Origin of the sequence: Micromonospora sp. NPDC001898 (assembly GCF_042891255.1) — a bacterium.
Lineage (GTDB): Bacteria > Actinomycetota > Actinomycetes > Mycobacteriales > Micromonosporaceae > Micromonospora.
The window spans coordinates 15,431-36,926 of record NZ_JBIATC010000006.1 but is presented as its reverse complement, the minus strand read 5'-3'; the positions used below and the strand labels follow the sequence as shown (position 1 = coordinate 36,926).

19 protein-coding genes and 1 tRNA gene are annotated in these 21,496 nt (G+C 72.7%); 13 read left to right on the top strand and 7 right to left on the bottom strand.

Annotated elements, in window-relative coordinates; translation table 11 throughout:
- Positions 1–144: 144 nt before the first annotated feature.
- Positions 145–3,537, top strand: a complete 3,393-nt coding sequence (locus tag ACFYZF_RS15430) for a hypothetical protein (RefSeq protein ID WP_387020510.1) — start codon at positions 145–147, stop codon at positions 3,535–3,537.
- A gap of 1 nt (position 3,538) precedes the next feature.
- Here ACFYZF_RS15430 and ACFYZF_RS15425 read toward each other — a convergent pair whose 3' ends face one another.
- From ACFYZF_RS15425 to ACFYZF_RS15410, 4 genes are all read right to left on the bottom strand, one after another.
- A complete protein-coding gene (locus tag ACFYZF_RS15425; RefSeq protein WP_387020508.1) occupies positions 3,539–3,730 on the bottom strand; it encodes a hypothetical protein in 192 nt (63 codons plus the stop codon).
- Between the two features lie 281 nt (positions 3,731–4,011).
- A tRNA-Lys gene (locus ACFYZF_RS15420) sits at positions 4,012–4,087 on the bottom strand.
- A 262-nt stretch (positions 4,088–4,349) separates the two neighbouring features.
- A complete protein-coding gene (locus ACFYZF_RS15415; protein WP_387020505.1) occupies positions 4,350–6,602 on the bottom strand; it encodes an MMPL family transporter in 2,253 nt (750 codons plus the stop codon).
- A 166-nt stretch (positions 6,603–6,768) separates the two neighbouring features.
- Complete coding sequence (locus tag ACFYZF_RS15410) at positions 6,769–7,602, bottom strand: SDR family NAD(P)-dependent oxidoreductase (protein WP_387020502.1); 834 nt, start codon at positions 7,600–7,602, stop codon at positions 6,769–6,771.
- A 107-nt stretch (positions 7,603–7,709) separates the two neighbouring features.
- On the opposite strand from ACFYZF_RS15410, the gene ACFYZF_RS15405 reads away from it, so the two are divergent.
- The gene (locus ACFYZF_RS15405; RefSeq protein ID WP_387020499.1) at positions 7,710–8,348 is read left to right on the top strand and encodes a TetR/AcrR family transcriptional regulator; all 639 of its coding nucleotides are present in this window, start codon (positions 7,710–7,712) and stop codon (positions 8,346–8,348) included.
- A 110-nt stretch (positions 8,349–8,458) separates the two neighbouring features.
- Here ACFYZF_RS15405 and ACFYZF_RS15400 read toward each other — a convergent pair whose 3' ends face one another.
- Positions 8,459–8,995: a hypothetical protein gene (locus ACFYZF_RS15400; protein ID WP_387020497.1), complete on the bottom strand. Its 537-nt coding sequence runs from the start codon at positions 8,993–8,995 to the stop codon at positions 8,459–8,461.
- 213 nt (positions 8,996–9,208) lie between these two features.
- Between ACFYZF_RS15400 and ACFYZF_RS15395 the strand changes: the two genes are divergently transcribed.
- The 3 genes from ACFYZF_RS15395 to ACFYZF_RS15385 all read left to right on the top strand — a co-directional run bounded on the left by ACFYZF_RS15395 (position 9,209) and on the right by ACFYZF_RS15385 (position 12,171).
- Positions 9,209–9,445, top strand: a complete 237-nt coding sequence (locus ACFYZF_RS15395) for a hypothetical protein (RefSeq protein WP_387020494.1) — start codon at positions 9,209–9,211, stop codon at positions 9,443–9,445.
- A 146-nt stretch (positions 9,446–9,591) separates the two neighbouring features.
- A complete protein-coding gene (locus ACFYZF_RS15390; RefSeq protein ID WP_387020491.1) occupies positions 9,592–11,553 on the top strand; it encodes a protein kinase in 1,962 nt (653 codons plus the stop codon).
- A 15-nt stretch (positions 11,554–11,568) separates the two neighbouring features.
- Positions 11,569–12,171: an FHA domain-containing protein gene (locus tag ACFYZF_RS15385; RefSeq protein ID WP_387020489.1), complete on the top strand. Its 603-nt coding sequence runs from the start codon at positions 11,569–11,571 to the stop codon at positions 12,169–12,171.
- Between the two features lie 82 nt (positions 12,172–12,253).
- Here the strand turns inward: ACFYZF_RS15385 and ACFYZF_RS15380 are convergent, their stop codons facing one another.
- A complete protein-coding gene (locus ACFYZF_RS15380) occupies positions 12,254–13,096 on the bottom strand; it encodes an SAM-dependent methyltransferase (RefSeq protein WP_387020487.1) in 843 nt (280 codons plus the stop codon).
- 169 nt (positions 13,097–13,265) lie between these two features.
- Between ACFYZF_RS15380 and ACFYZF_RS15375 the strand changes: the two genes are divergently transcribed.
- Both ACFYZF_RS15375 and ACFYZF_RS15370 read left to right on the top strand, forming a co-directional pair.
- Positions 13,266–13,745 carry a hypothetical protein gene (locus ACFYZF_RS15375; RefSeq protein WP_387020484.1) on the top strand — a complete coding sequence of 160 codons (480 nt, stop codon included), beginning with the start codon at positions 13,266–13,268 and terminating at the stop codon, positions 13,743–13,745.
- A 127-nt stretch (positions 13,746–13,872) separates the two neighbouring features.
- Entirely contained in the window at positions 13,873–14,499 is a 627-nt protein-coding gene (locus tag ACFYZF_RS15370) for a phosphatase PAP2 family protein (RefSeq protein WP_387020482.1), read from the top strand.
- Between the two features lie 14 nt (positions 14,500–14,513).
- On the opposite strand, the gene ACFYZF_RS15365 is transcribed toward ACFYZF_RS15370, so the two are convergent.
- Entirely contained in the window at positions 14,514–15,368 is an 855-nt protein-coding gene (locus ACFYZF_RS15365) for a prepilin peptidase (RefSeq protein ID WP_387020479.1), read from the bottom strand.
- Between the two features lie 626 nt (positions 15,369–15,994).
- Here ACFYZF_RS15365 and ACFYZF_RS15360 point away from each other — a divergent pair.
- The 6 genes from ACFYZF_RS15360 (at position 15,995) to ACFYZF_RS15335 (ending at position 21,439) form a co-directional block, all read left to right on the top strand.
- A complete protein-coding gene (locus ACFYZF_RS15360; protein ID WP_387021532.1) occupies positions 15,995–16,534 on the top strand; it encodes a hypothetical protein in 540 nt (179 codons plus the stop codon).
- Between the two features lie 101 nt (positions 16,535–16,635).
- Positions 16,636–17,532, top strand: coding sequence for a hypothetical protein (locus tag ACFYZF_RS15355; protein ID WP_387021529.1), 897 nt, complete (start codon positions 16,636–16,638; stop codon positions 17,530–17,532).
- Positions 17,529–18,185, top strand: coding sequence for an SAF domain-containing protein (locus tag ACFYZF_RS15350; RefSeq protein ID WP_387020477.1), 657 nt, complete (start codon positions 17,529–17,531; stop codon positions 18,183–18,185). The genes ACFYZF_RS15355 and ACFYZF_RS15350 overlap by 4 nt, the downstream gene beginning before the upstream one ends.
- Positions 18,186–18,187: 2 nt before the next feature.
- Entirely contained in the window at positions 18,188–18,988 is an 801-nt protein-coding gene (locus ACFYZF_RS15345; RefSeq protein ID WP_387020475.1) for a ParA family protein, read from the top strand.
- Positions 18,978–20,534: a CpaF family protein gene (locus tag ACFYZF_RS15340; protein WP_387020472.1), complete on the top strand. Its 1,557-nt coding sequence runs from the start codon at positions 18,978–18,980 to the stop codon at positions 20,532–20,534. The genes ACFYZF_RS15345 and ACFYZF_RS15340 overlap by 11 nt, the downstream gene beginning before the upstream one ends.
- Entirely contained in the window at positions 20,483–21,439 is a 957-nt protein-coding gene (locus ACFYZF_RS15335) for a type II secretion system F family protein (RefSeq protein ID WP_387020469.1), read from the top strand. The genes ACFYZF_RS15340 and ACFYZF_RS15335 overlap by 52 nt, the downstream gene beginning before the upstream one ends.
- Positions 21,440–21,496 lie beyond the last annotated feature (57 nt).

Below are 21,496 nucleotides of genomic sequence, written 5' to 3'. Positions count from 1 at the left end.
CGGCGCGCCACAGCCGCCGGGTGGTGACTTTCCGGTCGCTCAATTCGTCCTCCTCAAATCGGGTTGAGGGAAGACTGGCGCTGTGCCCAGCTGCCCGTCCGCGCGAGCGGGCGATGCGGTCACATTGCTCATAGACTTGTGCTCGTGGCCCTGCCCGCCGCCGCGTTTCGCGGGCACCAACGACCCCCGGGCGGTGATGAGACGGTGTCAGACCCGGCTCGCACGTTGTACGAGGCATTGCGCGCGTTGGAACATCGCGCCCGGGTCGCACGGCGGGCGGCGGGTTCGCCGTTCTCGCGGCGGGAAACCGCGCGCGAGGTCCAGCGCTCGCGTGGGGTTGACTTGCGAGGCCAGCGGATCAGTTCATGGCTGCCGGACGATCCAAACGCTGCGCAGGTTCCCCGGGACAGCGACGAGGTCTGGGCTCTTGTCCGGCTCTGGTGCGAGTGGGCGGGCGATCCGGCCCCCGATCGGCGGTTCTGGTCCGATTTGGTCGAGGCCGCTCAGCCACGCCGCGCGCAGGACACAATGCCTTCGGCGGTGCCCGGCCGACCCGTGGGCGAATTCACCGATCCGCATGCCCTGGAGGTGCATCCGGCGATCGGGCTCGCGGCGGGCCTGCCATCACTTCCCGCCTATGTCGGCCGGGATCACGATGCGCAGCTCGCTCGGTTGGTCGATCGGGCCGTGGGCGGGCAGAGCACGATTACGCTGCTAGTGGGTGGATCCTCGACAGGAAAGACCCGCGCCTGCTGGGAGGCGGTCCAGCGACTTCCCGACGGTTGGCGGCTATGGCATCCGATCGAGCCGAGCCCGCCGGAGTCAATCCTTCGCGAGATCGGTGCGGTCGCGCCGCGCACGGTGTTGTGGCTCAACGAGATCCAGCTCTACCTGCTCACCCAGCCTGCCGAGCTCGGCGAACGGGTCGCCACCGGGCTGCGGGAGCTCCTACGCGACGCTGATCGTGCGCCTGTGTTGGTGTTGGGCACGATCTGGCCCGAGTACCTAAACCAGCTGACAGGCGAGTCCTCTAGGAGTCCCCAAGCGCGGAAGCTGCTTGCTGCGACGAGCATCAAGGTTCGGGAGACCTTTACCGAGTCCCAAATGGACGTCGTGCGTTCCGCGAGCGATCCACGGCTGGTCCACGCTGCGAAGTATGCGGAGGAGGCTCAGATCACGCAGTACCTGGCCGGAGTCCCGATGCTGACGGAGCGCTACCGCAACGCGCCCGCCGCGGCCAGGGCAGTCATCCACTCCGCTATGGATGCTCGTTTTCTGGGTCACGGCCCCAATCTGTCCATCGAGCTCCTGGCAGCTGCCGCTCCCGGGTACCTAACCGATCGACAATGGGAAACCCTGCAAGACGATTGGCTGGAGCACGCTCTGACCTACACCGCTGAGCCCTGCCGGGGCGTGCGCGGCCCGCTCGCCCCGATCCGGATCCGGCCTGGACAGCGTGCGCCTACCGAGCGCCACTACCGCCTGGCTGACTATCTGGAACGGCTCGGAAGCATCGAACGCCGCGCACGTTCGGTGCCCGCTACCCTGTGGAATGCGCTCCTGCTTCAGCACGACAAGACGGACTTCCTCCGGTTGGGAGACCATGCCGCCCTACACGGGCTCTATCGCCTGGCGTTCCGGTTTCTCGTCATCGCGGTCGAGGCACGCGAGCCGTACGCGCTGAGCTGTATCGCCCAGTTGTTTATCAAGATGGGACGGGCACAAGAGGCGATCGTCTGGTTCCAAGCCCGCGTAGAGGATGGTGATACGAAGGCCTTGCACTGGCTGGCCCACGCTTTGCGAAACGCGGGCTGCACCGATGAGGCGATGGCCGTCTTTCGGCGGTCGGCCGATCTCGGTAACACCATTGACATGCGGTGGCTGGCCAGCATGCTGCGGGAAGCGGGCCGGACGGGCGAGGCCACCGCCGTGCACCAACGGGCAGTCGAGTCGGACGGCACGGGGCAGCGGACAGTGAGCGACTTGGCCGATGTGGTGAGTCTGATGACCGCCTCGGGCCGCGTCGAGGAACTAATCGCTTGGCTGAAAGAGCGGGCAGAGGCTGGCAACGGACCCGCCAGGGCTGAAGGCGTGCGACTCCTGGAGCAGGCTGAGCGCTACGACGAGGCAGTTAGCCTCAGCCAGCTCGCGGGCGAGGCGGCCTGCGACCTCAAAACCGCCGAACTGTTGCTGCGAGCGGGTCGCACGAACGAGGCGATCGACGCCTACCGCCGAATCGCTGATTCGACAGATGCGGATCCCTGGTTGACCTACCCGGCTGAATTTAAGGCGGTCCGACTACTTCGGGACGTGGGCCGCATTGGGGAGGCAATCGACTGGCTTAAAGGTCGAGCAGCGACCGGCCACGGCGACCACCGGCAGTTGGTGGAGCTGCTCAAGGAGCATGCCCAGACCGCGGAGGCGATGACTTGGCTGGAGAGCGCCGCACGGGCGGGCGACCTGAGTGCGATCGGACGGTTGGTCGACCTGCTGGAGGAGACGGGGCACACCGACGAGGCAATCGGCTGGCTAAAGGTGGGGGCCGAGGCCGACGGTCATCTCAGGTGGCGGCTAGCCAAAGTATTGGAGGACAACGACCGGCTCGATGAGGCGATCACCTTCCTCCTGGGCCTGGCCCGTGACGAAACCTTGGTGACAACGCTGTTGCGGAAGGCGGGCCGATTGGAGGAAGCCATCGCGTTACTGCCTGTCGACGGCATCGGCGACGCGCGCGTCCCGGGGCATGTCTCGGAACGATCCTACAGAGTGGAGTTGCTGCGCGAGGCTGGCCGGATCGAGGAGGCGATTGCCTGGCTGAAGGAGCTTGATGAAGCGGGCGATTGGGAGGCGGCAGACCAGGTTGCCGACCTTCTTGCGGAGGAGGATCGCCTCGACGAGGCGGTTTCCTTGCTGAAGCGCCGAGCGGCCGGCGGCGACGCGCGGGCTGCCGGCAAAGCGGCCGCCATGCTCCGCGATGCCGGTCGTACCAGCGAGATTGTTACCTGGGTGGCGGACGGGACCGATGTCGGTAGGCACGTTCTCAGGCAGGCCGCCAGGTGGCTGCAGGAATCGGGGCGCACCGAGGAGGCGATCGCGCTTTACCAGCGCGCGGCCGGAGTCGCTGGCGGCGTGGGCACAGCCTGGATTCAGGCCGCTTCCCAGGTGATCGAGCTACTGAAGGGCCGGGGACGCGTCGACGAGGCGATTGGGTGGCTCAAGGCTCAGGCGGATGCCGGCGAAGTCAAGGCTCTGGATGAACTGGCACACCTTCTCTACGACTCCGGTCGCATCGAGGAATCCCTCACCTTTTTCGGGCGCGCCATCGAGGCGGGTGCCTACGGCTTTTGGGGCAGGCTCCCGCCCTACGTAGCCAACGGGCTGTGCGGCGCCGGCTACGGCGAATGGGTAGACCGGATGCAGCGGTACGGGATCGAACCTGGCGGCCGGCCAGCGCTTCCGTGGGCGATCAACGAACACGATGTCTGCGAATCCTCACCGAGATCCGTAGGGCGCTGGTCCAACTTCTACAGCGAGTAGATCACGCGCACAGCGCTGCGGTCCTGCTCGTGGTGTTAACGGACAGCGGTGGCGAGGCGAGGGTGAACAGGCCGGCCTCGGGTTCGGTCAGGATGTGACGGGCGACGAGGCGTTTGAGCTTGGCGCGGAGACCTTCGGTGTCCTTCGCGGTGACGCCGGTGCCGAGGGCGTGGCAGATGTCCATGGCGCGCATCGGTGCGGTGGTGTGTGGAAAACGGCGAGGATCTGCTGGTAGGCGGGGCTGGCAACGGTCGCGTCAGCGGGCGTGGCCGGGGCGGTGTGGCCGGTCAGGCTGCGCAGCGTCTTGCGGGTGATGGCGAGTTCGGCCAGCTCGGTCTCGACGCGCCGCGTCGCCTACTGCCATGCCCGAGCGGGGTGCTCGGCGGGTGCTCGCGCATCAAGACCAGAAACCCGACAATACTCGCACAAAGGGCGATCCAAGAAGGCGACGTCGGTCTATTTTCCCAGCTCAAGTGGTGGGCCGCCTGGGACTCGAACCCAGAACCTAAGGATTAAAAGTCCTCAGCTCTGCCAATTGAGCTAACGGCCCGCCGCACCAGGCTACCGGAACCCTGCTCCCGTGCCCGGTAGAGGCCGGGAGTGTTTCCGCTGTCGGAGAGGCGGTTCGGCAGCTTCACCCTTTGTGGCTGCGGTCCCCCGCCTAGTCACGACCGCCGACGCCGCGCCCCGGCTGTGGCACGAACGGCTTCTCGTCCGCGAGGCGCGCCACCCTCAGCGACATTCGCCGGCGGGGCGCACGCCGTACGGGCCCCCTCGGCCCCGCCCGGCGTCCGCCCCGTCGAGCCGCCGGTTCAGACCTCGACCGGTTGCCGTACCCGATCGACGTCGTCGTGCGCCTCGCCATGGGAGAGGGTGGGCAGCCAGGCCAGCCAGCCCGGCAGGTACCAGTTCCGTTCCCCCAGCAGAACCATCACCGAGGGCAACAGCACGGCCCGGACGATGGTGGCGTCGATCAGAACTGCGACCGCCAGGCCGAAGCCGAGTTCCTTCATCGAGACAAGCGAGCCGGTGGTGAACAGCCCGAACACCGCGACCATGACCAGAGCGGCGCTGGTGATGGTGCCGGCGGTGCCGCGGATGCCCCGGGACACCGCGAGTTTGTTCGGCCAGCCCCGGTCGTAGCCCTCGCGGATCCGGCTGAGCACGAAGACGTGGTAGTCCATCGAGAGCCCGAACAGGATCACGAAGAGGAACAGCGGCACCCAGTTGGTGACCGCGCCGGCGGACTCGAAGTCGAGCACCCGCTCGCCCCAGCCGTGCTGGAAGACCAGCACCAGCAGCCCGTACGCGGCGGCGACGGAGAGCAGGTTGAGCCCAATCGCGGTCAGCGCCACCACCAGTGACCGGAACGAGACGAGCAGCAGCAGCAGGAACGCCAGGCCGAGCACGAATCCGAACACCAGTGGTGCGCTGCGTCCCATCGCGTCGTTGTAGTCGACCGAGGCGGCGGCCTGCCCGGTAAGCAGCGCCTCGGCCCCGTCGACGCCGTCGACCGTACGCGGGATGACGTCTTCGCGCAGGGCGCGTACGGCCTGCTCGGAGACGGTGTCGATGCCGGTTCCGGACAGTCCGGCGCTGACCACCGCGAGCGTCCGGTCAGGGTTGATCTCGATCGTCACCGGCTCGTGCAGCGCCCCGGTGGCCAGTGCCTCGGCCCGGAACCGGCCGATGGCGGCGGTGAGCGCCGGGGTGGTGACGTCGTCGGCCCGGACCGCGAGTACGGCCGGGTCGGCGCCGCCGGGGAAGGCCGCCCCGACCTTGACGAACGTATCCAACGCCGGGGCGGATGCCTGCAGCGCGGTGATGTCCTCCTCGGCGGTGCGCATGCCGAGCGCCGGCATGGCGAGCGCGACCAGCGCGCCGGCGGCCAGGATCGCGGAGAGTCCCGGCCGGCGCAGCACCAGATTGAGGAACCTGGCCCAGCCCCGGCCGTCCGTCTCGCGCCGGTACAGCCCGGGAACCCGGCCGAGGTCGATCCGGTCGCCGATCTTGGACAGCACGGCCGGCAGCACGGTGAGTGAGCCGAGGGCGGCGATCGCGACCACCAGGATGGTGCCGGTGGCGAGGCTGGCGAAGACGGTGTCGCGGGTGAGGAACATGCCCGAGGTGGCGATGATGACGGTCAGCGCGGAGATCAGCACGGCCCGGCCGGAGGTGGCTGCCGCGATCGCCAGGGCCCGTTCCGGGTCGGCGCCGCGGGCCCGTTCCTCCCGTTCCCGGCGCAGGTAGAACAGGCAGTAGTCGACGCCGACGGCGAGTCCCATCAGCAGCATCAGGTGCATCGTGGTGTCGACCGTGGGCACCAGCCGGCTGGCGGCGGCGAGCAGGCCGAGGGAGGCCAGGAACGCGGTCAGGGCCAGGCCCATCGGGAGTACGGCGGCCAGCAGCGCGCCGAACGCCACGATCAGGATGCCGAGCGTGACCGGGATGGAGAGCAGCGACAGCCGGTGCATGTCACCGGCGAGGATCTCGTTGAGCGACTGGTCCAGGCTGGCGTCCCCGGTCTGGGCCACCAGCAGGTCCGGAAACTCCCGTTGCACGACCGCGACGGCGTCGCGCACGGCGTCGACCCGGTCGACGGCGGTGTCCGCCGGCCCGGACAGGTCGAACGTGACCAGGGCCGAGTGCCGGTCGGCCGAGATCGCGTCGGCGTGCACGTTCTCCACCCGGCCGGTGCCCTCGACCGCGCTGACGGTGGCCGTGACGGCCTCGGTGAACCTGGGCGAGTCGGCGAGTCGGTCGTCGCTGTGGATCAGCACCATCTCGCCGGCCCGGTCGGGGAAGCCTGCGGCGGCGATCAGTTCGGTGGCCCGGCCGGATTCGCCGTGGCCGTATGAGCTGTCGGCGGCCTGCACGGTGCCGAACACGGCGCTGAACGCGGTCGCCGCGACAACGAACAGCAGCCAGCCGACGATGGCGGTGGTGCGGTGCCGGGCACTCCAACCGGCGATCCGCGCGGCAAGGTTGCCGGGCCGCTGGTGGCGCGGTCGGGCGTACGGGTCTTGCCGGGGTATCGGCGGCGGGAGAACGGTCGACGTGGTCATGCGTCGACGCTATGGACCGGCCGTTCGTGGATCGATCCAGCTCACACCCCGGTTTCCGGTAGGGCTGTCGGGGTTGGCGGGGTAGGGCAGACCCGACCGGGTCGCGTGGGCAGTCGACGCCCAGTTCGGCACGGCCGACGCCGGGCGGCGTCCCCGTAGGCCCGAGCTACCGCCCCTGGGCGGCGGTGGGTCGGTCGCCCAGTCGGCTGAGGTCCTCCCAGCGCGCGTACTCGGCGGCGCGTGCCGCGTCCAGGTCGCGGACGACGTCGAACGCCACCCCGCCCAGCACGATCCGCTTCGGCGGGTCGGACAGCGCCACCACCCGCATCACCACGTCGGCGGCGAGTGCCGGGTCGAAGTCCTCGGCGGCGCTCCACATCTCGTTCAGCCTCGCGCGCAGCGGTTCGTACGCGGGGTGGGGCGCGGCCTGGGTCAGCCCCTTGGTGAACAGCCCGGTCTCGTACCCGCCGGGGTTGAGGATCGTGACCCGGATCCCGAACGACTCGGCCTCCATCGCGAGGGCCTCGCTGACGGCGTCGAGTGCCGCCTTGCCGGCGCTGTACAGGCCCGTCGAGGCGAACCCCCCGGAGGAGCCCATCGACGACACCTGCAACAGGTGCCCACTGCCCTGTTCGCGCAGCACCGGGAGCACGGCCTGGCTGACCCAGAGCGCGCCGAAGAAGTTGACGTCGAGGTGTGCCCGGGCCTGTGCCTCGGTGATCTCCTCGACCATCCCGAGCAGCGCGCCGCCGGCGTTGTTGACGACGACGTCGAGCCGCCCGAGTTCGTCGGTCGCCCGGCGCACTCCGGCCAGGACGGCGGCACGGTCGGCGACGTCGAGCGGGTACGCGACGAGCCGTCCGTGCGCCGCAGCGATCAGGTCGTCGAGTGGGCCGACGTCCCGCGCCACGCCGACCACCCGGTCGCCGGCGGCGAGCGCGGCCTCGGTGAACGCCCGCCCGAGGCCACGGGAGGCGCCGGTGATGAACCAGTTTCGCATGATCATTCCCCTTAACGAGACGGACCGGACCGTCTCGCCTCCCACTTTTGCCCACACCCCCGAGCCATGTCAAGACGAACCGTCTCGTCTCGATATATGCTCCACCCGTGCCACCTGATGCAGCCCGCCGCAGCGACCGGTCCCGCCTGGCGATCCTGGCCGCCGCCCGCGACCTTGTCGTCGAGGTCGGATATCCCCGAGTGTCGATCGAGGCGATCGCGCGCCGGGCCGGCGTCGGCAAGCAGACGATCTACCGCTGGTGGCCGTCGAAGGGCGCGGTGGCGCTCGACGCGGTACGGGCGCTGAGCGAGGACGATGCCGGCGCCATCACCCTGCCCGACACCGGCGATCTGGAAGCCGACCTGAAGACGGTGTTACGGGCCACCGCCGCCGAGTTCACCGACCCGGCGCTGTCGGCCCTGCTCCGCGCCCTGTACGCCGAGATCGCCGTCGACCCCGAGCTGGCGACGCTCTACCGGGAGAAGGTCGACCACCCACTCACCGAGGCCAAGCTCGCCCGGCTGCGCTCCGGACAGCGCGCCGGACAGCTCCACCCCGATGCAGATCTCGCCCTCTGCCTCGACTTCCTCTACGCCCCGTTCACCCAGCGTTGGCTGCACCGGGCCGGGCCGCTCGACGAGGCATACGCCGACGCGCTCGTCGAGGCCACCCTGCGGGCCTTCGCCCCCGCCCCCGCCCACGACGACGACCCGCGCCCGTCCCGCCCTCCGCAAGCCGATCGCTGACGGGTCAGCCCTGCCTACCGTCACCCGCCTGCCGGCTGAAGCCGCCGGGCAGCCCGCTCCGGCCGGGGCTCCGCCGCGACCGGCGGCCGCCGGGGCACCACGTAGCCGCGTCAGCTCCCGCCTGTGGGATCGAAGAGGGAGTCCGGCGGGCCGGCGGCGACCGGCCCGGCGCGGTGCTCCGGCGGTGGGAGCTGCCGCGCCGGCTGGCGGGAGTGCAGCCGCGCGCCCGCCTCACCTCGTCGCGCGGTGACCGGGACGGTGACCATCCGGACCGGTTCCGGTGGTTCGACGAAGCCACGGGCGCCCCACCGCACCCAGATCGGCACCCGCCCGGCGTCGGCCTCGGCGAGGAGCTTCTCGACCGTACGACGCCGGTCGGTGTGGTCGACCTCGATCACCACGGGCGGCGCGGCGGGTCGGGCGCAGGCGATGTCGATGACGGATCGCTGCCCGGACATCGGAGGCGGAAGCGGCACCACGCTGGCCGCCCGCCGGTAGACCCGCCAGCCCTGCGCCGTGCCCCAGCCGGCGATCGCGTCGATGAGCAGTTCGGTGACCTGTTCGGTGGTGCGGTCCACGAAGGTCAGGGAGGCGAGTCGGCCGGACAGTGCCGCGGCCAGCCGCGCTCCGTCGTCTGGATCGGTCATGCCAGCCGGTTCACTCCTGCCTGTCCATGGCCTTGGGCGGCAGGCCGGTCATGCCGATCCGCCCCGTGGTGGCCCCATCCACCCAGTTTGCCGGGTCGGCGAGTCTTTCAGGAATTCGGGGCGATGCTGGAATTTCTGTGCGGGCGATAGATCGACGACTATCATTTACGCATCCATCCCGCTCGATCGAGAGGCCCTGAGTTGAAGAAGTTCGTGCGGAATGCCGTCCTGGCCACCCTGCTGACCGTCGCCGGCACCACGGCGGTCGTGGCCAGCCCGGCCATGGCCCTGCCGTACCCCAACGACAACGAGAGCATCACCTTCATCTACTACTCCGACGCCAGCAAGACCGTAGAGGTCGGGATGTACTCGTACGGCAACTGCGGGGAAGGCTTCGAGTACGGCGTCCGCACCCGCTACAACACCTGGTACCGGACGAGCTGCCGGTAGGACCTGCCGTAGCGGTTGGGTGGGGCTCGGCACCGGGCGGGCCCCACCTGATGGCTGCCTCCTGTCGCCCGGCACGGCCGGGCTACAGGTGACCGGTCGGTAGCGGACGAAAATCCTGGCACACCCCTCGGTCATAATGGGCCGCCATGGTCCACACAGAGCAGTCGACCTCCCACCGCCCCGGGGAGGCCGCAGTCCCGGGGCTCGACCTCGGCGTGGCCGGCTGCACGGACGCGGTCGAGATCGGTCGCGGCGGCTTCGGCGTGGTCTACCGCGCCTGGCAGCCCGACTTCTCCCGCTGGGTGGCGGTCAAGGTGCTCGCCGCCGACTGGCACGGCCCGTCCCGGGCCCGCTTCGAGCGCGAGCTCAGGGTGCTGGGGCGGCTTTCCGACCATCCGCACATCGTCACCCTGCACCAGGCCGGTCGGACGGCGGCCGGCAACCCGTACCTGCTGATGGCGTACGAGGAGGGTGGCTCGCTGACCGACCGGCTGGCCGCCGCCCAGGCGGGCGGCGCACCCGACGCGGAGTCGGCGGCGCAGCGATGGCCGGCGGCGGTGGCCGGCGGGATCACGGTGGCGGGGGCGCTGGAGACCGCGCACCGGGCCGGCGTGCTGCACCGCGACGTGAAGCCGGAGAACATCCTGATCTCCCGGTACGGCGAGCCGAAGCTGGCCGACTTCGGGCTGGCCCGGCCCCGGGCGGCGGAGCCCGCCCCCGGGCGACGCCGGGTGACGACGAGCGTGCTGCACGCCGCGCCGGAGATCCTGCGCGGTGAGCCGGCCTCGGTCGCCTCGGACGTGTACGCGCTGGCGTCGTCGGTGCTGCACTGGATCCGGGGCACGCCCGCCTTCGCAGAGGCGCCGTCGGGCGCGGGGCCGCCGGACGGAACGGAGCCGCTGGCGCGGCTGCTCCGGCGGGTCGCCGCCGACCCGGTGCCCGACCTGCGGCCGGCCGGCGTACCCGACGCGGTGTGTGTGGTGCTGGAGCGCGCGATGGCGAAGGACCCGGCGCTGCGCCACCCGACGGCGGTGGCGTTCGCCGAGGACCTCCAGCGGGCACAGCGCGCCGCCGGCCAGCCGGTCACCCCGCTCGTGCCCGGCGGCGGGGACGACGGGGCCGCCCACCCACGGCCGGACGACGCCCCGGCCACCGATGGCGATCAGGCGCCGCCCCGGCCCCGGTTCTCGCTCAGCGCACGCCGCCGGGCGGCCCTCGACCTGGACCTCACCGCCACCGTGCGGGGCCGGCAGCCGCCCGGGGTGCCCCGGCGGGCGCTGGCCCGTGCCGCCGGGTTGCTGGTCGCACTGGTGTCGGTGCTGGCCACCGGCTGGTCGGCGGCCCTGCCGGCCCCGGCTCCCATCGAAATGCCGGTGGAGCTGACCTTCGGTGACCAGGAGGTCAACGTGGATTCCGCCGAGCAGACGCTGACCGTGCGCAACCCGGGCGACCGGGTGGTGCGGGTGACGGGGGTCGCGTCGACCGGGGCGGACGGCGGGGACCTCCGGGTCACCGCCGAGGGATGCACGGCCCAGCCGCTGGCGCCCGGGCGGGCGTGCGAGGTGCGGCTGGCCTTCGCCCCCCGCGCGCCGGGGCCGCGCCGGCCGATGCTGGCGCTGACCGTGGCCGGGTCGCCGGACCCGGTGACCGTCCGGGTGGTCGGGACCGGCCACCCGCGCCGGGCGAGCCGGGACGACGCGCCACCGGGCCGCTGCTACGACGACGCCTACCAGGTGGGCACGTCGGCGTACGGGTACGCCGGCGGCCTGCGCGCGATCTCGGTGAAGCAGTACTGGTCGCCTGCCTGCCGGGCCGCCATGGCGTACATCTGGGTGTGGAAGCAGTACCGGGACAACGCCGCGACCGACGACGGCACCTGGGACGTCGACCTCACGGTCCGCCCCGGGACCGGGGCGGCCGGACCGCCGGGGTCGCTCGACGCGTCCGGGCCGGTCGGGGTGCGGCAGCGGGCGACGGGGCAGCCGTTCGAGCTGTGGACCGAGCCGCTCCCGGTGGACGGCGGCTGCACCACGGCGACCGCCACCGTGACGAGCGTGCGGACCGGGGTGCCGACCAGCGCGACGACCGAGCCGTACTGCGGCGACTGAGCGTTCGGGGGCGGGGTGGCGGAGGGGTACTTCGAGGTGTACGGCGCGGGTGGCGTCCGGCTGGTGCCGTTGACCACCGACGCGCTGACCATCGGGCGGGCGAGGACCAACGAGCTGCCCATCGACAGCAGGCTCGTCTCCCGCCTGCACGCCCTGGTCGAGCGCTACCCGTCCGGCTGGTCGATCCGGGACCTGGGCAGCACCAACGGCACCACGGTCAACGGCAGCCCGGTGCGTCAGGCACAGATCCTGCGGGACGGGGACCGGGTGGAGGTCGGCCCGGCCCGGCTGCTCTTCCACGCCCCGTCGGAGCACCCCGGCACCCGGACCCTGCACGTCGAGCCGCCGCCCGCGCCGCCCGCCCTGACCCCGCGCGAGCAGGAGGTGATCACGGTGCTCTGCCGCCCGTACGTCTCCGGCGGCCAGCCGTTCCCCGAGCCGCCCTCGGTGCGCGCGATCGCGACCGCCCTGCACGTCACGGAGAGCGCGGTGAAGAAGCACCTGACCCGGCTGTACGAGAAGTTCGACCTCACCTCCAACGAGGACCGGCGCCGGTCGCGGCTGGCCAGCGAGGCGGTGCGCCGCGGCTCGGCCGGCCAGCAGTCGGCCGCTCCCTGACCCGCCGCCCCGATCCGCCGCGCCCTGACCCGCCGCGCCCGGGAGTGCCAGTCGACGTGCCGTTTGTCCCGGCCGCGCGGCCTCAGCGTCGGACGCCCACCCCGCCGAAACCGTGCGACACCCCGTCCCGCGGCTCGCCGTCGGGCCGCCAGTCGGCCAGCCAGGCCAGGCCCGGCTCGACCAGGTCGTACCCGTCGAAGAACCGGAGGATGTCGGCGCGGGTGCGGGGCGCCAGCGGGGCGGTGCTCTGCTGGTAGACGGCCCGGCCCCGCTGCGCGGGCAGCGGCGGCGCGCCGTCGAGCGTCAGGTGGGACAGCAGGAGCTGGCTGCCGGGGGCGGTGGCGTCGCGCAGCCGGGCGACCGCCGCGTACGGCTCCTCGGCGTCCGGCACGAAGTGCAGCACCGCCACCAGCAGCACGGCGACCGGGCGGGTGAAGTCGATCGACGCGGTCACGTCGGGGTGGGTCAGCAGCGCGTCCGGCCGGCGCAGGTCGCCCCGGACCACGACCGTGCGGGTCGCGTCGCCGAGCAGCCGCCGGGCGTACGCGACGGCGACCTCGTCGTAGTCGACGTAGACGACCCGCGAGTCGGGGGCCACGGACTGCACGACCTCGTGCACGTTGCCCTGGGTGGGCAGCCCCGCACCGATGTCGAGGAACTGCCGCACGCCCTGCTCGGCGGCGTACCGGACGGCGCGACGCAGGAACGCGCGGTTGGTCTGGGCGGCTACGCCGGTGTCCGGGAAGATCTCCAGAAGCTGCCGGGCGGCGGCCCGGTCGGCGGCGAAGTTGTGGCAGCCGCCCAGGTAGTAGTCGTACATCCGGGCGACGTTCGGCCGGTTCTCGACGCCCGACCCGGCCGTCCCGGCCTTGGTGGCGTCGCTCTTTCCCGCGCCGGGTGCGGTCGGCGCCGGGTCGCTGGTCACGATGTCCCTCCACTGGGGCAGATCGGTACGCGTCCTGAATGTCTAGCACCCCGCACGACCGCCATCGACCCCGCGTGTCGTTGATCCGGTTGTGTCCGTCGTCGGTCCGCGGCGACGGTGGGGCTGCGTCGCCGGCAGGGTCGGCGCCGCCAGGTCGAGGAGGTACGCGATGACCCGTCAGCGAGAGACCGTCGAGGTCGACCCCGTGCTGTTCCGCGCCGTGTACGACTCGCCGGCCGCGCTGCCCGGCCGGCACCGCTGGGTGACGCCGGAGCACGACGTCCGCCGGATCGAGAAGCTGCTCGGGATGCCGGCGCGCAGCATCGGGGCGCCCCTGTGGGTCAGCGGCGACGAGCCGGACTGCCCGAAGTGCGGTCGGCGGATGACCTGGCTCGACATCGTCTCGTCGGCGCTACACGGCGTACACGACCCGGCGATGATCGCCCGGGTGATCCTCGGCGACCGCCGGTACGTCAACACGGAGGTGCCGGACGCGATCGCCGGCGTGCACTGCTCGGACTGCCGGACGCCGATCGACGGGCTGCGCAGCTTCAAGTGCCACAACTGGGCGTACGCCTTCGAGGCGCTGGAGGAGGTCGTCGAGCGGATGTCGGGCGGCGCGCCCCGGCCGGCGCCCGGCCAGTCGTGAGCTGCCCCCGGGCCCGCACCGACCTTGGTCGTGCCGGCTATCTGACGTTCGTCCGGTGCGGGGATCCGGCTCGGTCGCCTACCGTGTGATCAGGTGAACGGAAGATGAACACTTGGTAGGTTGAGGCATGATTGACGGTTTCTTGTCGGATGTTCCGCAGTTCAGCGTCGACTGGTACCGCGACATCGTCGACTTCGCGGACGGCACGCCCACTTCGGTGCAGTGGTTCGCCGCGCACTTCACCGAGTGGTCGATCATCCTGCTCGGGCTCCTGTTCGTGGCGGCGGCCCTGCCGAGGTTGGGTGCCGGGCCGCGCAGCCTCGCGCTCGCCGTGGCCGCGCCGGTCGCGGTCGTCCTCGCGTACGGCGGCAGCGAGCTGCTCAAGACGGTGGTGGACGAGGAACGCCCCTGCCGCACCCCGGCCGACCTGGTGATCGTCGCCGGGCAGTGCCCACCCGTGGGCGACTGGTCCTTCCCGAGCAACCATTCGACGATCGCGGGCGCGCTGGCCGCCGTGATCCTGCTGCTCTCTCCCCGGCTCGCCTGGTACGCGGTCCCACTGGCCGTGCTGGCCGCGTTCTCCCGCACCTTCGTCGGCGTGCACTACCCACACGACGTGGCCGCCGGCCTGCTCCTCGGCGCGCTGGTGGCCACCGTCGGCACCCCACTGCTGGCCCGGCCGGTCGCCGAGGTGCTGCGCCGCCGGGAACGTCGGGCCGACCGCCCGGTGGCCGACGCCAGCCGGGGCCGCTGACGGAAGGACCCTGCTCAGCGGACGAGGAGCAGGGTGACGACCGTGCCGAGCACCAGGAACGGGCCGAAGGGCAGGTGGCTGGACCAGCGGACCCGGCGGGCCAGCAGCAGCGCCAGGCTGGTCAGCGCGGAGAGCGTGAACGTCACCAGCACCCCGAGCACCAGGACCGGCCAGCCGTACCAGCCGAGCAGCGCGCCCGCCCCGAGCGCCAGCTTGGCGTCGCCGAGGCCGAAGCCGCGCCGCCCGAGCACCAGGGTGGTGGCGGCGAAGCAGAGCGCCAGGCCGGCCCCGGCCGCCGCCGCCCGCAGCCAGGGAGCGGGCCCGGCGGCGGCCAGCGCGGCCACCCCGAGCAGCGCCTGGACCCCGACGGCCGCCGGCCAGGTGAGCCGGTCGGGCAGCCGGTGCACGGCCGCGTCGACGAAGACCAGCGGCACCGCCCAGCCGAGCCACCAGGCCAGGGCCGCCCGCTCGCCCGGCGTCCCGCCCGCCGACACGAGCACCGCCAGCGCCGCCAGCACGGCAACCTCGACCGTGCCGGGCGGCGCGCCGACCCGGGACCGGCAGGCCGGACAGCGGGCCGCCGGCCCGAGCGCCGGCCAGGGCCGGTCGAGCGCGAGCGGCGTGCCGCAGGTCGGGCAGGCCGTCCGGTCCGGCGCCCCGGGCGGTACGGCGTACCGGGCGACTGCGAGGCGGAGCACCGGGGCGACGGCCAGGATCGCCGCCAGTCGCGCCCACGGCCGCCCTCGGGGCCCGGCACGGCTCCCCGGCACGGGCGGCGGGACCGGCTCGGGCGACACGGGCTCGACCGACGCGGGCTCGACCCGCTCGACGGGTGCCGCGAGCGGCCGGGACGGGGGGTCAGCGGGCATGCCCGGCTCCCGGGACAGCCGGACGGCCGGGTCGGGGAGAACACGGTGAGTCACTTTCGGCTCGCCCTCGTGTAGCGGATGATGCCGAATCCGACCCGGCCACACCCCGCCACGGCCCAGCGGGGCCGCGCGGCCGGCGGGGCGGCCGGACGGGCACGGTGGGCACCCTGACCTGCGGGCATTTCGGACCCACCCTCCCGGAGCGGTCCGGCTGACCGGCCGAAAGGACCACGCGCCCCGCACCCGCAGCCGATGTCACGGCCGTCATGGTGCCATCCGAGGGCGGCCCCGACCCGCGATGTCCGGCCGCGCACGCGCCATCCCCCACCACCACCCACCCGTCACTGAGAGTGTTCGTATGAATTGCCTCTGTTGCATCGGCAGGCGTCAGCTTATGCTCGCCCCTTGAGTGCGGCGCAACCCCGCAAGCGGCGTCGGAGGCAACGCGAGGACATCGATTCACGGCTTTTCTAAGATCAGCACAGGCGAATACCGCGGTGACGCAACAGGGTCCGAATGAAATCGTCCGGCCGCGTTGTCGCACGCCCGGGGGCGGTCGGCGCGCCGCCCGGCCGGGTCGCCAGCAAGGAGGGGCGGCATTGCGAGCACAGCACCCCGGCCGATGGATGATCTTCCTGGTCTCGGTCCTGGCGGTCGGCCCGGTCGCCGCCTGCGGCACGGAACCTGAGACCACGGCGCAGCCCCTGTCGGCAGCACCGAAAACGACCCGGAGCCATTCGGCGGCCGAGGAACGGGCGGCCCGAGAATCGGCGCTCACCGCCTATTCCGGATACCTCGCGGCGTCCCGCACGGCGAACCGGCGCAGCGACCCGTTCCACCCGGAACTGAGCAGGTTCCTGGCAGATCCATTGCTGACCCGGGTCCGACTGGCAATTCGCGACGCGAAGGAGCACGGTGCCATGCGTACCGGAACGCTCGTTTCTGATCCCACCGTCACCGCCGTGAGCCTGGACGGCGTCCCGGCCACGGTGGAGATCCAGGATTGTGTGGACGCCACCGGCTACCGGCTGGTCTACACGAAGACGAAGAAGGTGGTGCCCGGCTCGGGCGGCGGGCGGTACCTGGCCACCGCGACGGCCACCCGGTATGGGGACGGCCGCTGGCTGATCAACTCCGGCACCGCCCACGAGGACCAGCCGTGCTGACCCGGGACGGACGGAACGGCACGGCCCCGGGCCGGCCCGGCGCGGTGGCGGTGCGTCCACGGCCCGCCCACCGCCGGCTCCGCGATCCGCGGCCCGGACGGCTGCTCGCCGGGATCGGCCTGGCCCTCGTGCTCGCCGTCACGGCGGCCCCGCCCACCGCAACCGTCGCGGCGGCGGCCCGGGGTGGCGGGGTGGAGTGCCCCATCGGCCAGAACGACTGCAACATCTGGGACGACGACCCGGGCACCCCGGGCGGCGGCGGCGGGAAACCCGGCGGCGGGGGCGGCGACGACGGGCCGGCCGGCAAGTGCCAGTGGGGCGGCAAGGTCATTCCCTGCTACGACAACGTCCTCGGCTGGTTCAACAACGGCAACGGCTGCTACTACAAGCTGGAGGATCCTCAGCCACCGGACACCCCCGAGGGCAAGCAGTGGTACCTGGTCACCTGCAACGGAGGGGACCGGGGCACCCAACACGAGGAGCTGTTGGACGCCCCGCCGCCCGGCTACGGCACCCCGCCCGACCCGGAGGAACTGGCCCGCCGCGCGCTCGCCTCGATCTCGCTGCTCCCGCCCCGGGCGTCGGTCGCCCCGCGCAAGAGCAAGGGCCCCGGCCTGGTCGGCCTGCCCGTGTGGATGTGGGCCAGCCCGGGGGACGACTACTTCGGCCCGCTGACCGCCTCGGCCTCCGACCGGGGGCTGACGGTGACCATCACCGCCACCGTGAAGCGGATCGTCTGGGACATGGACAACGGCGAGCAGGTCGAGTGCGACGGCCCCGGCACCCCGTACACGGCGGACGGCCCGCAGGCCGGCCGGCGCTCCCCCGACTGCGGCTACCACAGCGGCTACACCAGGGCCGACACGTACCAGGTCAGCGCCACCACCTTCTGGAACGTGCACTGGGTCGGCGATGGCCAGAGCGGCGACATCCCCCAGACCCGGACCAGCGGCACCGTCCAGATCGAGATCGACGAGCTTCAGGTGGTGACCAGGTGAGTCTGGCGACGCGCAACGGCACGGGGCCGGTGGACGCCCCCATCGCCCCGCCCAAGGTGCTCCGGCAGCGCCGGGTCCGCCCCGGCCTGCTCGGCCTCGCGGTGCTGCTGATCGCCCTCGGCGGCCTCGGCGCGGCATTCGCGGTCACCTCCGTCCGGGCCACCGGCAGCTACCTCGCGGTGGCCCGGCCGGTGGAGGTGGGCCGGACGCTCAGCGCCGACGACCTGGTCACCGTGCAGGTGGCCGGCGGGCAGGGGCTGCGGCCGGTGCCGGCCGGACGGCTCAACGAGGTGGTCGGCAAGCGGGCGGCCGTCGCACTGGCCCCGGGCACCCTGCTCACCCCCGCCCAGCTCACCGACGATCCGCTGCTCGGCCCCGGCCAGCAGCAGATCTCCCTCGACCTCTCCCCCGGCCAGGTGCCGGCGAAGCGGCTGCACCCCGGCGATCGGGTGCTGCTGGTCAGCACCCCGAACCGCAACGCCGACGGGCAGAGCGCCGGCAGCACCCGGTTCGAGGCCACCGTGATCGACACCGCGACGCCGAGCAGCAGCAGCGTCGTGGTCTACGTGGCGCTCACCGCCCGGGACGTGCCGGCCATCGTGGCGCTGGCCGCCCAGGACCGGATCGCGGTCGTGCTGACCGGGGCGGCCTGACCATGGCCATCATCGCGCTGGTCTCGGCGAAGGGCTCGCCCGGCGTCACCACGACCACGCTGGCCTGCGCCCTGACCTGGCACCGGCGGCTGGTGCTCGCCGAGTGCGACCCGTCCGGCGGGTCGATCCTCGCCGGCTACCTCGGCGGGGTGCTGGACGGCCCACGGGGCATCGGCGAGCTGGCCGTCGGGGAGCTGCGAGACGGGAGCCTGGAGTCCGCGTTCTGGTCCCAGCTCGTCGACCTCGACGCGCCCCGCCGGGAGCGGCTGCTGCTGCCCGGTGTCATCGACCCGGCGCAGGCCGGCAGCGTCACCCCACTCTGGCACCGGTTCGCCGACTTCTTCCTCGACCTGGAACGCGGCCAGACCCCGTACGACGTGCTCGTCGACTGCGGACGGCTCCAGGTGGCCGGCCCGCCGTGGCCGATCCTGCGCGCCGCCGCCGTAATCCTCCTGGTCACCCGGGCGAAGCTGCCCGATCTCTCCGCCACCCGGTCCATGATCCGGGCGATCGAGCGGGACTTCACCGAGCACCGGGTTCCGCCCGGCACGCTGCGGCTGCTGCCGATCGGCGACGGGCACGGGCGCGGCGAGATCAGCAAGGCGCTGCGGCTTCCGGTGATCGCACGGCTGCCGGAGGACCCGCGTACCGCGGAGGTGCTCACCCTCGGCGGCACCGTGCGGGCCGGCCGGCCACTGATGCGCGCGGCCGGTGGTCTGGAGGTGCCGATCCGGGCGCTGCTGGACCGCCGCCGGGCCCGGCTGGCCTGGCCGGCCGCCCAAGGGGTGCCGGATGCGGTTTGAGCCGGTGTCGCACGACCCCCGGGTCCCGCAGCAGCAGGCCGCGACCTCCATCGCCCCGCCGCTGCCACCGGCCCTGAACGGGCGGCACCAGCAACCAGTCCCGCCGGTGGGCCCCGCCCCGCCGCCGACCGCCGCGCCGCCGACGCCCCGGCCCCGGGTCGACTTCGCCGTGGTCCGGGAGCTGCGCCGGGAGCTGAGCGAACGACTCACGCTGTGGCAGCGCGGCCGGGAGTTCGACGCCGATGCCGAGGACGTCGAGCGGGCCCGCCTCGCCGTAGCGGTGGTCGCCGAGTACGCCGACGCGGTCCGCCGGGCCGGCACCCCGATGCCCGCCGGGGAGGAGCGGCTGCTGCTCGACCAGGTGACCGCCGAGCTGGTCGGCCTCGGGCGGCTCCAGACACTGCTGGTCGACGACACCATCGAGGAGGTGCACATCCTCGGTTGCGACCAGGTGCGCATCACCCGGCACGGCGGCGGGGTCGACTGGGCCGACCCGATCGCCGACAGCGACGACGAGCTGGTGGAGATCCTCCAGGCGGCGGCCCGCCGGGCCGGGGCGACCGAGCGGTCCCTGTCCACCTCGAAGCCCACCCTGGACCTGCAACTGCCCGACGGCAGCCGACTGGCCGCCGTGTTCCTGGTCAGCCACCGCCCGTACGCGGTGATCCGCAAGCACAACACCCTTGAGGTGAGCCTCGACGACATCGCCGGCGCCCGGGGTGACCTGGACGAGATGATCGACCCGCTGCTGCGCGACTTCCTGCGGGCGTCCATGCGGGCCGGGCTGAACATCATGGTCGCCGGGCTTGCCGGGGCGGGGAAGACCACCGTCATCCGGGCGCTGATGGACGAGATCCCGGCCGACGAGCCGTACGTGCTGCTGGAGGAGAGCCGGGAGTTGCTGCCCGCCCGCCGGGGGCACAAGCACCGGGCGGTGATGAGCTTCGAGGCCCGGGAGGGTCACGGCGAACGCGGGCTGGACGGCCGCCCGGCCGGTGAGGTGAGCATCGCCGACCTGATCCCGGTGTCGCTGCGGATGGGCGTGCTGCGGATCATCGTCGGCGAGGTGCGGTCCCGGGAGATCGTGCCGATGCTCCAGGCGATGACCACCAGCCGCGGATCGATGTGCACCATCCACGCCCGCAGCCCGGGCGGGGTGGGCGAGCGGATCGTCGAGCTGGCGCTGGCGCACGGCCGGGAGATGACCGTCGACCAGGCCCGCCGGATGGCCGGCAACGCCCTCGACCTGATCGTCTACGTCACCGTCGAGGACGAGACCGCGATCGGTGGCCGCAAGTACCGCTTCGTCTCCCACGTGGAGGAGGTGATCGGGGTCGGCGAGGGCAGCCGGATCACCACCACCAGCGTCTTCGGCCCGGGGCCGGACGGCCGGGCCATCCCCCGTCACCTGCCCGAACGCGTCCGCGACCAGCTCCTGCGGGTGGGCTACGACGCCCGGCTGCTGGGCCGGTGGATCGAGGCCGGGGCCGGGGCGTGGCAGCGCCCCCGGCACACCCGGCTCGGCGTCAGGCCGGTGACCCGGTGACCCCGAACATCGAGCTGATCGCCGTGGTGTCCGGCGCGGCGTGCGTGGCCGGCCTGGTGCTGGCGGTGGTGGCGCTGGTCGGCACCACCCGGCCCGCCGGCCCGGCTCCGGGCGCGGGCCCGGGTGGCGGGCTGCGCCGACTCTGGCTCGGCTCCGGCACCACCGCCCGGGAGCAGCGCAACCATCAGGTGCTGATCGGCGGCGCGGTGCTCGGCGGCGCGCTGGCGTTCCTGCTCACCGGGCTGCCGGTGGTCGGCCTGCTGGTCGCCGTGGCGGTGCCCGGCGCGCCGTGGCTGTTCGCGGTCGGCCGCGCCGAGCAGCGGGCCATCTCCCGGATCGAGGCGGTCGGCGAGTGGACCCGTCGGCTCAAGGACGTCTCGTCCACGGGCCAGGGCCTCCAGCAGGCCATCCTCGGCACCATCGCCACCGTGCCCGAGGAGATCGCGGAGGAGGTACGGACGCTCGCCGCCCGGCTCCAGGCCGGCTGGCAGGCCCGCACGGCCCTGCTCGCGTTCGCCGACGAGATCGGGGACCCGGTCTGCGACCAGGTGGTGGCGGCGCTGATCCTGCACCTGACCGACCGGGGGGAGCGGCTCGGCGACGTGCTGGGCTCCATCGCGAGCGCGGCCGGCGCCGAGGTGGCCACCCGCCGGGAGATCGAGGCCAAGCGCACCCAGCCGCGGTTCGCGGTCCGGTTCCTCACCGGGATGACCCTGCTGACCCTGGCGTACGGCCTGGTCAACACCGAGTACGTCCGCCCGTACGGCACGCCGGTGGGGCAGCTCGTGATGGTCGTACTCGGCGGGGCGTTCATCGGGCTGCTGGCCTGGGTGCGGGTGATGAGCCAGCCACCCCGGCCGGCGCGGTTCCTGCCCGCTCCCGACCGGACGGAGGCGATCGCGTGAGTGCGAGGAGTGAGCTTGCGAGCCCCGCAGCCGCGAACGAAAGGCCGGCCCGGTGAG